Origin of the sequence: Pontibacter sp. E15-1 (genome assembly GCF_022601975.1) — a bacterium.
Lineage (GTDB): Bacteria > Bacteroidota > Bacteroidia > Cytophagales > Hymenobacteraceae > Pontibacter.
The window spans coordinates 1-12,278 of the sequence record NZ_JAKVIR010000023.1; the positions used below are offsets into that span (position 1 = coordinate 1).

13 protein-coding genes and 1 other RNA gene are annotated in these 12,278 nt (G+C 50.8%); 6 read left to right on the top strand and 8 right to left on the bottom strand.

Going from position 1 to position 12,278, the window contains the following annotated elements; genetic code table 11:
* Window positions 1–246: 246 nt before the first annotated feature.
* Window positions 247–1,242, bottom strand: a complete 996-nt coding sequence (locus MKJ04_RS16010; protein ID WP_241642662.1) for an endonuclease/exonuclease/phosphatase family protein — start codon at window positions 1,240–1,242, stop codon at window positions 247–249.
* 121 nt (window positions 1,243–1,363) lie between these two features.
* On the opposite strand from MKJ04_RS16010, the gene gldC reads away from it, so the two are divergent.
* Window positions 1,364–1,708 carry a gliding motility protein GldC gene (gldC, locus tag MKJ04_RS16015; protein ID WP_241642663.1) on the top strand — a complete coding sequence of 115 codons (345 nt, stop codon included), beginning with the start codon at window positions 1,364–1,366 and terminating at the stop codon, window positions 1,706–1,708.
* A 73-nt stretch (window positions 1,709–1,781) separates the two neighbouring features.
* Here the strand turns inward: gldC and MKJ04_RS16020 are convergent, their stop codons facing one another.
* The 6 genes from MKJ04_RS16020 to guaA form a co-directional block, all read right to left on the bottom strand.
* On the bottom strand, window positions 1,782–2,234 hold the full coding sequence (locus tag MKJ04_RS16020; RefSeq protein ID WP_241642664.1) for a hypothetical protein: 453 nt from the start codon (window positions 2,232–2,234) through the stop codon (window positions 1,782–1,784).
* Between the two features lie 220 nt (window positions 2,235–2,454).
* Entirely contained in the window at window positions 2,455–2,886 is a 432-nt protein-coding gene (locus tag MKJ04_RS16025; RefSeq protein ID WP_241642665.1) for a DUF4890 domain-containing protein, read from the bottom strand.
* 178 nt (window positions 2,887–3,064) lie between these two features.
* Entirely contained in the window at window positions 3,065–3,601 is a 537-nt protein-coding gene (dcd, locus tag MKJ04_RS16030; protein ID WP_241642666.1) for a dCTP deaminase, read from the bottom strand.
* 210 nt (window positions 3,602–3,811) lie between these two features.
* Complete coding sequence (gene hemL, locus MKJ04_RS16035; protein WP_241642667.1) at window positions 3,812–5,110, bottom strand: glutamate-1-semialdehyde 2,1-aminomutase; 1,299 nt, start codon at window positions 5,108–5,110, stop codon at window positions 3,812–3,814.
* A gap of 30 nt (window positions 5,111–5,140) precedes the next feature.
* Entirely contained in the window at window positions 5,141–6,832 is a 1,692-nt protein-coding gene (locus MKJ04_RS16040; RefSeq protein WP_241642668.1) for an ABC transporter substrate-binding protein, read from the bottom strand.
* Window positions 6,833–6,929: 97 nt separating this feature from the next.
* The gene (gene guaA / locus MKJ04_RS16045) at window positions 6,930–8,459 is read right to left on the bottom strand and encodes a glutamine-hydrolyzing GMP synthase (protein WP_241642669.1); all 1,530 of its coding nucleotides are present in this window, start codon (window positions 8,457–8,459) and stop codon (window positions 6,930–6,932) included.
* Between the two features lie 269 nt (window positions 8,460–8,728).
* Between guaA and ffs the strand changes: the two genes are divergently transcribed.
* The 5 genes from ffs (at window position 8,729) to MKJ04_RS16070 (ending at window position 11,504) form a co-directional block, all read left to right on the top strand.
* An RNA gene (gene ffs / locus MKJ04_RS16050) (signal recognition particle sRNA small type) lies at window positions 8,729–8,828 on the top strand.
* Between the two features lie 107 nt (window positions 8,829–8,935).
* Window positions 8,936–9,592, top strand: a complete 657-nt coding sequence (fsa, locus tag MKJ04_RS16055; RefSeq protein ID WP_241642670.1) for a fructose-6-phosphate aldolase — start codon at window positions 8,936–8,938, stop codon at window positions 9,590–9,592.
* A 110-nt stretch (window positions 9,593–9,702) separates the two neighbouring features.
* Window positions 9,703–9,906, top strand: a complete 204-nt coding sequence (locus MKJ04_RS16060) for a fructose-6-phosphate aldolase (RefSeq protein WP_241642671.1) — start codon at window positions 9,703–9,705, stop codon at window positions 9,904–9,906.
* A 7-nt stretch (window positions 9,907–9,913) separates the two neighbouring features.
* A complete protein-coding gene (locus MKJ04_RS16065) occupies window positions 9,914–10,624 on the top strand; it encodes a cell division ATP-binding protein FtsE (protein WP_241642672.1) in 711 nt (236 codons plus the stop codon).
* Window positions 10,614–11,504 (top strand): glycosyltransferase, encoded by an 891-nt coding sequence (locus MKJ04_RS16070; RefSeq protein WP_241642673.1) that lies wholly within the window; start codon window positions 10,614–10,616, stop codon window positions 11,502–11,504. Before MKJ04_RS16065 ends, MKJ04_RS16070 begins: the two co-directional genes overlap by 11 nt.
* Window positions 11,505–11,522: 18 nt before the next feature.
* Here MKJ04_RS16070 and MKJ04_RS16075 read toward each other — a convergent pair whose 3' ends face one another.
* Window positions 11,523–12,176 (bottom strand): hypothetical protein, encoded by a 654-nt coding sequence (locus MKJ04_RS16075; RefSeq protein ID WP_241642674.1) that lies wholly within the window; start codon window positions 12,174–12,176, stop codon window positions 11,523–11,525.
* Window positions 12,177–12,278 lie beyond the last annotated feature (102 nt).

The following is a 12,278-nucleotide window of genomic DNA, read 5'->3' on the forward strand; positions in this document are numbered from 1 at the left end:
GCGGTAAAGTCGGGCATGGCGGTAATAGATTTAGTTTGGTCACTAAATATTACGTGCCATGCCTTTTTTATTCATAGCATCTCTACCACACAACTTGGGTTACGTATAAAGCAGCACAGATTCTCGAAAAACAGAAAGAGCAGCGGATACATACATCCGCTGCTCTTTCTGTTTGGGACGAGGCTAAACTATACCGGTTTGAACCATACCTTGAGGATGCTGATAAAATGTACCTAATCTTGGTTGTTACTTGTCTTTCTGCACCTTAATGAAAACTGGGAAATGATCGCTGTAGCCCCCGATGTATAGATTCCCGGAGTATGTACGGATGGGGGTGTCCCGATATTTTCCGTAAAGAAACTTGATGTCGTTGCGATCATACACGGCGGCAGAGCCGCGTACGTACTGAAGCCCTGGCTTGCCGTTCAGCAGCGACTTTGAGATCAGAATCTGGTCAGGCATTTGGAAGTCCCCCCGGCTTGCATAGCTGCCTAAGCCATTTACATAAGGCAGGTATAGGGTATTAAACAACTCCTCTTGATAAGAAGGATCAGGACGGCCATTCGCTTTCAGCGCATCACGCATCACGGTAGTGCGCGGCTCCGCGTTAAAATCGCCCAGCACAATGATTTTGGTGTTAAGGTCTGCGGCTTGTTGTGCCTTAATTTCCTGCCGGAGCACAGACGCCAATTTTCGCTGCGCCGTATCGTTTAGCTTGCCCCTTTTGTTCTTTTCAGCCGGAGGCCAGTGCACGACATAAAAAGTGACCAGTTCGCCCCTCAGCTCCCCTTTAACCTGCAGCATGGCCCACCCAGTCGGGTTCTTGCCTCCACTATCAATGGTTTTGGTGCCGGTCGGCTTAAAATGCCTGGGTTGATAGAGCAAGGCCACGTCCTGTGTCTTTTCATTAGGCAGGTCATTATGGATGATCCCGTATTTATGCTTGCGTAGGGGAGGTGTGTTGATCAGGTCTTGCAATACTTTCTTGTTCTCCACCTCGCTGAGCCCTACAACCGCCGGACCATCCTGTCCGCCTATGCCGCCAATTACAGCTGCAATGTGCTTCAGCTTTGTTTTGTAGCGTGTGTCAGTCCATGCTTTTGCGCCTGTCGGCAGGTAGGCGTCGTCGCCATCCCCCGGATCATTTTTCGTGTCGTAGAGGTCCTCTGTGTTGTAAAAGGCCAGTGTGTAAGGCTTTATTTTGGAGGAGCTTATAGGGAACTTGGAGCAGCTGGAAACCATGCTCAGGGTAAAAAAAAGTAAGAGAGTTTTAATTCCGTGCCGCATCATGTAACTTTGTACGCATATATCTGAATAACCATATTACGAGATTACTATACTATAAAGTTTAAAAAACTGATAAATGAAGAAGTCTGAAATATACTTTAGCATTGCCCTGGATGATAACCGCGTGCCCGAAGCCATCAGCTGGCGGGCTACCGACGCAGGCGACAAGATTCATTTTGCGAAGGCCATCAACATCTCGCTCTGGGACAGGGATGAAACCGGAACTATGAAAATCGACCTGTGGACGAAAGACATGCCCGTAGACGAGATGAAATATTTCTACATCGACACAATGGGGGCCATGGCCCAGAGCATTGCAACCGCTACCAGCGACCAGGTGATGGCCAAGAAAATGCGCGACCTCTGCGAAGAACTGATGAAGCACGTTGAGGACGAGAAGCAACAAGGCGACCAGGCATAAATTCCCTTATACATATACAAACCGAAAGCCGCCCTATAAAGGCGGCTTTCGGTTTGTATAATTTAGACTGTGCTTAATTGAAAGCGGTTGCGTCTCCGGCAAGCGTTTCAGGAGTAGTCAGGTCAATGTTAGCAGCTATCTCTCTATCCAGTGCCTGATAATTTTTACGGTTGCCAAAGTAGTGGTTGTATTGCACGGTACTCAGCACGTCTTCCATCAGGCGGTCTCGCTCGGCATACACATTCTGGCTCAACCGTTCAATCTCAGCCGCGTTACCCGCATTCTGTAGCTCTATGTCGGTTAACTGTTCGGCTACCCGCGTGTTTATTTCCAGCGTTTTCCTCGACTGGTAATTATTAAGTTGTAATCCGGTGATCATGTGGTTCGACAACTGCTTGGCCCGTGCACCAGCCATTGTCTTGGTCGCTTTGTCGCCAGCAGGCCTGGTAGGCAGCTTGGTTCCGGTGGCTTTCACCGCAAAGGTAGAACCAAACAACATGCTCAGCATTACAAAAAATCTTCTCATTTATATACCCTTCCTTTCGTTTCGTAATTAAAAAAATGTCCTTTCAGTTATACGTGTAAAGAAAGCCCCCGAGTTTTAAATTTGGATTATTTAAGTGCCAAGACAGTCAATATTATTCGCTACACACTGATAACCAGTGTATATGCAAAAAGCGGCATCCTGAATGGATGCCGCTTTTTACACGATGATGAAAGTATTACTGGAAAATACCTGACTGATATTAATTTACGTTCCCTGCCGTAGCGCCTGCAGAGGCAACATTATTATTGTTGCCACGATAAGCAGTGTTCGCCATAAACTCTTTGTCCAGAGCCAACAGGATTTTACGACTGCCATAATAATCGTTATACTGCTCTGTGCTTAGTATATTCTCCAGTTTGGTATCGCGGATAGCACAAACGCCATCGCACAATTCCTTTATCTTGTTCTGATTGCCAGCATATTCCTGCTCAATGGAGAGCATTTTCTGAGCGACAAAAAGATTAATTTCACTTATTTTCCTTGACTGATAGTTGTTGAGCCTGAATTCCCGAATCATCTGATGCGAAAGGTTTGTGGCTCTCTCCTGAGCGATTGTAGCTAAATTACCCTGTGCAGAGGCTGCAAAAGCGGAACCAAATATCATGCAAGCTATTACCAGTATCTTCTTCATAGTTTTCCTTTCTTTCGTTTTAAGTTTGAGTTGTTTTGTGTGTATGCAACGCGGGTCGGGTCTGAAAAATTCCGAAAGCGGTACAATTTATTAACGACTTATATAGTGCATATATTATGCCAAAAAGCCTGTTTTTATTATAAAAACAGGCTTTTTGCTTGTATGGGGAATGTTTCTTTTACCACTTGTTTTTCCACATCATCGACTCGACAGGCGTAATGGTGCGGCGGTTGTATTTCGCATCCTCCTTGGTGTTGTAATAGTTTTCTATACCGCCACTTACCTCGAAGTATATGAGCTGTCCCACCGGCATTCCGTAGTATACCCTAACCGGCATCGACACAGAGATCTCCAGCGTCCAGGTGTTGCAAAAGCCAACGTCGCCTTTGCCGGCTGTGGCATGAATGTCGATGCCTAGCCTGCCCACACTTGATTTACCCTCTAGAAAAGGCACGTGTGCATGTGTCTCCGTATATTCGAGCGTGACACCCAGGTACAGCATGCCAGGCTGAAGCACGAAGCCCTCCTCAGGTATGTCAAACACTTCTATCTCGTTATGCTTGCGGGCATCCAGCACTTCATCTTTGTATGTGGCCAGATAACGCCCCAAATGCACATCGTAGGAGTTCGTGCCCAGGCAATCACGGTTAAAAGGCTCCACCAATATGGTGCCTTTCTCTATTTCTGTTAAAATCTGCTTGTCTGTTAAAATCATGGTGTGGCAATCATATAGGGTGTAAAAGTAAACAAATCTGCCGTGAAATGACAAAGCGGGCAAAGGAATGCAACGGAAGGAGAGGTTAATTTTATACAGACTAAGCTGCAAAGCGCAAGTTCGGGGCATCCTAAAGGCATCATACCCCATCACGTAAAAGCGCAGCGTCCGGTATGGAGCTGCGCTTTTACGTGATGGGGTATGATGCCTTTAGGCCTTTAGTACTTCCTGAAGCGATTCGTAGTTGGCCTGTATGTATTGTTCAGCCAGGTTCTCTGTGATGGCAGTGGACAAAAACAACGCCTCATACTGGGAAGGGGCAAGGTAAATTCCCCGCTGCAGCATGCTGTTAAAATATCTTCCGAACAGGGCCGTGTCCGAAGTCTTGGCCGAGTCAAAATCTACTACTTCTTCATTTGTGAAAAAGATGCTAAACATAGAGCCAATACGGTTGATGGTATAGGAAAGCCCCAGCTGCTGCATGTTCGCCTGCATGCCTGCCACTATGCTTGCGGCAGTGCTGTCGAGCTGGGTATAGGTTTCCGGGTGATCCTTTAAGAACGTAAGCATTGCCATACCTGCCGACATGGCGATCGGATTGCCAGACAATGTACCCGCCTGGTATACCGGACCGGCCGGAGACACATAGTCCATAAGCTCGCGCTTGCCGCCATAGGCACCAACCGGCATTCCGCCGCCGATAATCTTACCAAGCGTTGTCATGTCCGGGGTCACGCCAAACAATTCCTGCGCGCCTCCTGGGGCCAGTCGAAAACCAGTCATCACCTCGTCAAATATCAGCACGATGCCTTCCTGGTCGCACAGGGTGCGCAGGCCTTGCAAGAAACCTGGCTGGGGTGTCACAAGGCCCATGTTGCCGGCCACGGGCTCCAGGATGATTGCCGCTACCTGGCCCTTGTTTGCCGCTGTCAGTGTTTTCAAGGCTTCCAGATTGTTGTAGGGGGCCGTGAGGGTGTCGTTGGCGGTGCCCTTTGTTACGCCCGGGCTGTCCGGAACGCCAAGCGTTATGGCGCCGCTGCCCGCCGAGATCAGGAAGGAATCGCCGTGGCCATGGTAACAGCCCTCAAACTTGATGATTTTGTCGCGACCGGTATACCCGCGCGCTACCCGTATGGCCGACATGGTGGCTTCGGTGCCTGAGTTAACCATGCGCACTTTCTCGATCCCCGGCACCATGCTTACAATCAGCTCCGCAATCTCAACCTCCTTGCGCGTGGGTGCCCCGAAAGACAGGGAGTTCGGGATCGCCTTTTGCACAGCCTCGTTCACCACCTCCGCGGCATGGCCTAAAATCATCGGGCCCCAGGAGTTGATCAGGTCCATAAATTGGTTGCCATCTTCATCGTAGAGGTAGGGGCCTTTGGCAGACACCATAAAACGAGGGTTTCCTCCAACGGCCTGGAATGCCCTGACCGGCGAGTTGACGCCACCGGGTATGCTGTTTTGCGCACGTTGGAATAGTTCGTTGCTGACAGTTGCTTGTATCATAAATGAATAGTGTCTGGGTATGGTGAATGGCTAGAAAACAGGATTAACCACAATAAGTTGCAGGTTTTCCAGCTTTGTAATGGGTACATACTGATTGTCGGGTTGCACGTGCTGCCTGTCGCTGGCGCTGGTATAGCCGATGCCCGGATAAAACACACCGGATTGAATCCCCGCACTGTTTAGTTGCTGGTTAAACTGGGCACCATACTGCTGCAGCATGGTGCCAAAGTAATAGAGCATCTCGAAACCGGCATAGGCATACACGGACGGGGGCAGGTTATAGCTGCTAAGGTATTTTTTGCGGAACCAGGCAGTGGCAGGGCGTTGCCGATCGATGTATTTCGGGCTGATAAAGTATATTTCCAGGTTGTCCAGCTGGCGCAGCGAAATCTGGTTAATGTCAAGCCACTTCTCATACGTGATAAGGGGCATCGTCGCGGCTTTCCCCTGTATTAGGCTGATCGCATTCACGGCCGCCGTCATTTTATCAGAGAACACGGCCAAATGACCGACGTCTTTCAGATCCAGAGAATTAAATAGCGTGGCTGTGGCGGTAGTCTGGCCAGAGCTGATTTTTTTATACACTTTTACTTTTCCGCCCAATTTAATAAACTGCTTTCGATAATGGGACGCGAAGGTAGTGTCGTCTTTTGCGTTCTCATACACGATAATGGCGGTTTTTGGGGAAAATTGCTGGTATGCATAAGCGGCCGCCTGCCTTGCCTGCGTGGCAACGGACGACTCAAAAAGAAACACATGCTCATTGCCGTAAGCCATCTCCAGGTCCTGCGAGAGGGGGTTGATGACGTTCACCTGGTTCTGCGTCGCAAAGCGCGCAGCCACTTTCGCAGTAGATTTGTAGATTGGGCCTACGACAAGGCTCATCTGCTTCATTTCAGGCAACTCCAGCACACGCTTCACACTCATGGTGTCGGCGCCCGTATCGTAGGTGAAAAGGTTCAGGTGAATGCCCTGCTGTTGCAGTGAGTCAAGTGCCAGTCTCATACCCGCATACATATCTGTCACGAACTGACTTTTGCGCGCCGTGACCGATGGTGCCTGCTGTAGCTGAAAGGGGAGGAGAAGGGCCACGTTAAACCCCTGGCTGTTGAGTGCCTCTTTGCTCAGGTGACGGTTCCTGTCTAGGTTGAAGCGCGACACAATGTTCTCGAGCGTCTGCCGGTCTTGCGGTCGGTACCACCCATTGAGCAGCTTGTCGGCATATACCTGCGCGACCGTTTTGTCTGAGGAGAATTGCTGTTGCAAGCGCGTGAAGGCGGCTTTGTCGTTCAGCTTGTTCAGGTAATACCGCTTCAAGCCTTCCGCGTCGCTCTCCAGCGTTGAGCCCTTGAGTTCTTGAAGCTTGCTCAGTGCCCGGGCGTAGTCGCCCTGCTCAAACAGTGTGTTCGCCAGCAGATAGTCCGCATCGGCCATGCCAGCCCATTTAGGCTGCTGGTTCTGCAGTTGCAGGAGCATCTCGTAAGCCTGATCCGGCTTGTTGTTCTTGAGCGCCGCAAGCGCATACAGGTAAGATGCCTCCGGAGCGTATGGGCTTTCACGGGAGGTTAGCGGAAGCAACTCAGCCATGGCCAGTTCGTAGCGCTCCTGCTTCAGCAGTATTTTCCCGTTGCTATAGTGTGTCGCGTTATCCTGGGCCTGTGCGGGCACCGCAAGCGCGCCCAAAAGCAGCAGGCCCGCAACCTTGTTCCAAAAGCTTCTCATCTGGTGTGTTTCTTTTAGGCAATTTTTCTTGAAAGGACAGGATGCATAGCCAAGTGGTTACCCGCTCTTCATCCCCTCCCTCCAAGGGCTATAATATTTATTCCCACTCTATGGTGGCCGGTGGCTTCGAGCTTATGTCGTAAACCACGCGGTTCACGCCTTTCACCTTGTTGATTATTTCGTTTGAAACATCCGCCAGAAACTCGTACGGCAAACGGCTCCAGTCGGCGGTCATTCCGTCTATGCTGGTTACCGCGCGCAGTGCCACCACGTTCTCGTAAGTACGCTCGTCGCCCATCACACCCACCGACTGCACCGGTGTCAGGATTGCGCCCGCCTGCCATACCTCATCATACAGCCCGCTTTTTTTCAGGTTGCTGATAAAGATATGGTCTACCTGCTGCAGTATCTGGACTTTCTGCGCAGTAATGTCGCCCAGGATGCGAATAGCGAGGCCCGGCCCGGGGAAGGGGTGGCGCCCGAGAATGGTGTCGTCGATCTTGAGCGTCTTGCCTACCAGCCGTACCTCGTCTTTAAACAGCGCCTTTAGCGGCTCCACTACCTGCAGTTTCATAAAGTCTGGCAAGCCACCAACGTTGTGGTGTGATTTAATGGTGGCAGAAGGGCCTTTCACGCTCAGCGACTCAATCACGTCAGGGTAAATGGTGCCCTGGGCCAGCCATTTCACATCCTCAATCTTATGCGCCTCGTCGTCAAACACCTCGATGAACACACGGCCGATGGCCTTTCGCTTCAGCTCAGGGTCTGTCAGGCCTTCCAGGGCGGTATAGAATTTGTCTTTGGCGTTAACGCCTTTCACATTCAGGCCCATGTGCTTGTAAGAGTCCAGCACGGTCTCGAACTCATCCTGGCGCAACAGTCCGTTGTCTACGAATATACAGTATAGGTTTTTGCCGATGGCATGGTGGATCAGCATGGCCGCCACGCTGGAGTCTACGCCCCCGGAAAGGCCCAACACCACCTTGTCGTTGCCGATTTGCTCCTTCAGGGCCGCCACCGTGCTGTCCACGAACTGCTCCGAGGTCCAGTCCTGGTGGCAATCGCAGATGTGAACCACGAAGTTGCGGAGCAGGGTCTTGCCTTCGTCGGAGTGGGTTACCTCCGGGTGGAACTGAATGCCGTAGGTGTCCTGGCCGCGGAGCTTGTAAGCCGCCACGCGAACACTCTCAGTGCTGGCAATCACTTCTATGTTTTCCGGGATGTCTCGGATGGTATCGCCATGCGACATCCATACCACGGAGCCGGGGGTAAGTTCTTTGAGCAGGCGGTCGGCATTATGGAGCTCGCTCAGGCGGGCGCGGCCATACTCGCGTATGGTGGAAGGCGTGACCTCGCCACCGTGCTCCTGTGCGATCAGCTGCGCCCCATAGCACACGCCCAGCACAGGCAGCTTGCCCAGATAGTGACTTAGGTCGATGACAGGATGATCTTCGTCGCGCACTGAGCACGGACTGCCTGAGAGGATAACGCCCTTGACGTCTTCGGTCAGGGCTGGCACATTGTTATAGGGGTATATTTCGCAATATACGTTCAGTTCGCGGACCCTTCGGGCTATAAGCTGGGTGTATTGCGACCCAAAATCGAGGATGAGAATTTTTTCTGGCATGCGCAAAGTTAAGCTGCTTTTACAGTTTTGCCAATTTTATTAGAGATAAGCATGGCCCCGTATCCATGTTTCGGGTGCTGCAGGGCATCTGGTAGCATTATAGGGCCATTTTTATACCTGCTATACCTATGTTATACCAACGCCGCACCAGAGGAAATTAATATGCGCTGCAAGCGCCTGATTAAAAGCATAATGCGGGAAAGGGGGCCATTGAATCAATTTTTTTAGGCGATAAGGCTTGCGGCCAACGGAAAGTTAGGTATCTTTGCAACGGCAAATCGGCACGGCCAGCTCCTGCTGAACTCCCCCAGGACCGGAAGGTAGCAAGGGTAGGTGGTTGAGCGGCGCGATGTTCGGTTTGCCACTTTTTTATTCCCCCCTCCGCGTCGCCACGACGAATCCTAAATTTTCCCGGCTTAACTTTCCTGATTCTCAATTAATGCGTTAGATTTGTAGCTAATCTATATACCAGCATTATGAAATTCTTTATTGACACAGCTAACCTGAGCGATATTCAGGAGGCATATGATTTGGGCGTATTAGATGGCGTTACCACCAACCCATCGCTGATGGCAAAAGAGGGTATCTTTGGCCACGACAACGTGATGGCCCATTACAAAAAAATCTGCGAGATTGTGGATGGAGACATCAGCGCAGAGGTTATTGCGACTACATTTGACGAAATTGTGCGTGAAGGCGAGGCGCTTGCAGACCTGCACCCGAACATCGTCGTGAAAGTGCCTATGATCCGCGAGGGTATAAAGGCTATCCGCTACTTCAGCGAAAAAGGAATCAAAACAAATTGCACGCTCGTTTTCTCCGCCGGCCAGGCGTTGCTGGCTGCCAAGGCAGGGGCAACATACGTATCGCCTTTCGTGGGCCGCCTGGACGATGTGTCTACCAACGGCCTGAGCCTGATAGAGCAGATCGTGCAGATCTATGATAATTACGGATACCAGACAGAAGTGCTGGCAGCGTCTGTGCGCCACGTGATGCACCTGGTGCAGTGCGCCGAGATCGGGGCCGATGTGGTAACATGCCCGCTGTCTGTGATCCTGGGCTTGCTGAAGCACCCGCTTACCGACAGTGGACTGGCTACTTTCCTGGCTGACCACGCAAAAGGCAACAAATAGTTTAAATTACGAATTGTGAGTTACGAATTACTTATGGTAAGATGAACGAGCAGCGGTATATCTCCTGCGCATCAAGCCAGATTCGTAATTCATAATTTATAATTCTCTACATGTATATCATCAAAGTAAAAGGCAAAGCCAAAATCCCGGACTATATACAGCTCCGCGACAACAACTTTGTTTTGATAGCTTACTTTAGGGCTGACCGCCCGCTCAAGAACCTCGACCGGTATGGCCTCGACGGGAAAGAGGAGGCCTTGGCTGCGGTCATCGCTTCGCTTGAGTTCGGTAAGCTTCAGGAACTAACTATTTAAGTACTGTATGAGCTTTTCCACAACCCCTGTGGTGTCTTTGCGCGATGTCGCTATATATCAGGACGTGAACACAATCCTCAGCAATGTCAACTTCGACATCAGCAAGGGTGAGTTCGTGTATCTGGTGGGGCGGACCGGAAGCGGTAAAAGTTCATTGCTCAAAACGCTCTACGCTGACCTTCCCCTTCTTACCGGGAACGGCTCCGTGGCCGACTACAAGCTGACGAATCTCCCGCGCAAGCAAGTGCCGTATCTCCGCCGCAAAATCGGCATCATCTTTCAGGACTTTCAGCTCCTGATGGACCGGTCTGTGACGGACAACCTGCGGTTTGTGCTCCGGGCCACTGGCTGGAAAGACAAGTCGAAGATTAAGCAGCGCATCTCGGATGTGCTGATGCGCGTCGGCCTGGACGCATCCTCTTCTAAAATGCCGCACCAGCTGTCGGGTGGCGAGCAGCAGCGCATCGTTATTGCCCGTGCTCTGCTCAACGAACCGGTTATACTCTTCGCCGATGAGCCTACCGGCAACCTGGACCCCATGGTGGCAGATGGCATCATGAGTCTGTTTATGGAGATCAACAACTCCGGGACAACCGTGCTGATGGCCACGCATAATTACGAGATTATTAACCGTTACCCGAAGCGCGTGCTGAAGTGTGAGCACGGAAAAGTATTGGACTCCCAGGTGCAGGAATTTACATTAATGAATGGTTTCTGAGCTGTCCATACTGATACCCATCTACAACCATGACGTTACGGCGCTGGTGCATACGCTGCTGGCCCAATGCAAACGCTTACCCCTTACCTATGAAATCCGGCTGTATGATGATGCCTCCTCCGAGCAGTTTAGAAGCATAAACCGGCCGCTTTCAGAAATCGAACACGTTGTATACCAGGAATTGCCTGAGAATATAGGCAGGGCCGTTATTCGCAATCTGCTGGCGGAGCAGGCGGCTTACAAACATTTGCTGCTGCTAGACAACGACTGCCTGCCAGTGTCTTACAATTACCTCTATAATTACTTAAAAGAGACTGCGCAGCACGATGTGATTGTGGGGGGAGTGAACTATGTGGCGGAAGTGCCCCGCCGGGATTATCGCCTGCACTGGAAATATGGGAAAAAGCGAGGATCAAGGCAGGCAGAAGCACGCCAGGAAAAGCCCTATAATGACATTTTTCTTTGCAATGCGCTTATCTCAAAGTCGGTGTTCCTGAACTTCCCGCTACGACAAAGCCTTAAGCGGTATGGCCACGAAGACACCGTGTTCGCTCATGAACTAAGTCAGCATCAAATCCGTGTGAAGCACATTCAGAACCCCGTCGTACACCTGGGTCTCGAAAAGGCCCCGGTCATGCTGCAGAAAACAGAGCAGGCGGTCCAGAACCTGGTGCAGTTATATGAGGAGGGGAATACGCTTCATTCTATCCGCCTGATAAAGGCTTACAGTATGCTCAGGGGCTTGGGCCTTCACCAGGCCTTCACTGTAATTTTTTCCAGTATAGAGCGGATCGTGCAGCAAAACCTGTGTTCTGCGTACCCGAGCCTGTTCTTGTTTGACTTATACCGGCTTTATTTACTCAGCAAGCTCATGAAATAAGGCATAGCGTACGCTACCTTACCTGCTGGCAGTTTCTTTTCTTATTTCCTGATACCGCGCTTTTGCCTTTTCTATACTGCCTCGTGCCTCCTGTCCGAGATCTTTCTCAACAGCGATGTATCGGCTGTTCAAAGCGCTCCACCACCCTTCAATCAGGTTCCAGTCACGGGTTTCGTACTGCGTGGCATTCTGGGTTACCCCGGCTATAAACCGCTCATACGTCGCGGCAATGCTTTCTGGGGCAAGGTCGCTCAGGTCATCCTGCTGGATTTCCATACCCAGTAGCTGCCGTCGTAGTTTATACCGGTGGCTTGCCTCCAGCTGCTTTCGGCGGCGGTTTTCGTTGGCCACATTGTAGCGGTCTTTCAGGTCCTGGATTTCTTCCTGCTCCTCAGGCTCATACTTGTCATTGTACTGCTCTACCCGCTGCCGGAGCGCTTGGTAATTTTCAGCTCTGGTTTGCTGCATCTGCGCCCAACTCACGCTGTCATCCTGCATGGCACGCAGCTCTGTTTCAGAAAGGGAGTCCTTTTCAAAATCGGTCACATATTGATCATACTCGGTATAGGCAATTTCACTTTCCTTCTTCTCCTTTTTACTGCCACTGTTGCAGGAAAGCAGTAACGGAACGAAAAAGATACTTGCAGTGAGTTTTAGCAAAAGGCGCATCATGTATTTTTTAATGGTTTAGCAATCTGTAACGCAGCCGTAGGTGCTTGGTTTCGGTCATAGTGCAATCGGGAGCCAGTGTGGGGGGCGGGAGCACAGGCCGGG

Coding starts and splice junctions, on each gene's coding strand:
- MKJ04_RS16065 (WP_241642672.1), top strand. CDS start 9,914: ATGAGCTTTTCCACAACCCCTGTGGTGTCTTTGCGCGATGTCGCTATA.
- gldC (WP_241642663.1), top strand. CDS start 1,364: ATGAAGAAGTCTGAAATATACTTTAGCATTGCCCTGGATGATAACCGC.
- MKJ04_RS16010 (WP_241642662.1), bottom strand. CDS start 1,242: ATGGTTTCCAGCTGCTCCAAGTTCCCTATAAGCTCCTCCAAAATAAAG.
- MKJ04_RS16070 (WP_241642673.1), top strand. CDS start 10,614: ATGGTTTCTGAGCTGTCCATACTGATACCCATCTACAACCATGACGTT.
- MKJ04_RS16025 (WP_241642665.1), bottom strand. CDS start 2,886: ATGAAGAAGATACTGGTAATAGCTTGCATGATATTTGGTTCCGCTTTT.
- dcd (WP_241642666.1), bottom strand. CDS start 3,601: ATGATTTTAACAGACAAGCAGATTTTAACAGAAATAGAGAAAGGCACC.
- fsa (WP_241642670.1), top strand. CDS start 8,936: ATGAAATTCTTTATTGACACAGCTAACCTGAGCGATATTCAGGAGGCA.
- MKJ04_RS16020 (WP_241642664.1), bottom strand. CDS start 2,234: ATGAGAAGATTTTTTGTAATGCTGAGCATGTTGTTTGGTTCTACCTTT.
- guaA (WP_241642669.1), bottom strand. CDS start 8,459: ATGCCAGAAAAAATTCTCATCCTCGATTTTGGGTCGCAATACACCCAG.
- MKJ04_RS16060 (WP_241642671.1), top strand. CDS start 9,703: ATGTATATCATCAAAGTAAAAGGCAAAGCCAAAATCCCGGACTATATA.
- MKJ04_RS16040 (WP_241642668.1), bottom strand. CDS start 6,832: ATGAGAAGCTTTTGGAACAAGGTTGCGGGCCTGCTGCTTTTGGGCGCG.
- hemL (WP_241642667.1), bottom strand. CDS start 5,110: ATGATACAAGCAACTGTCAGCAACGAACTATTCCAACGTGCGCAAAAC.
- MKJ04_RS16075 (WP_241642674.1), bottom strand. CDS start 12,176: ATGATGCGCCTTTTGCTAAAACTCACTGCAAGTATCTTTTTCGTTCCG.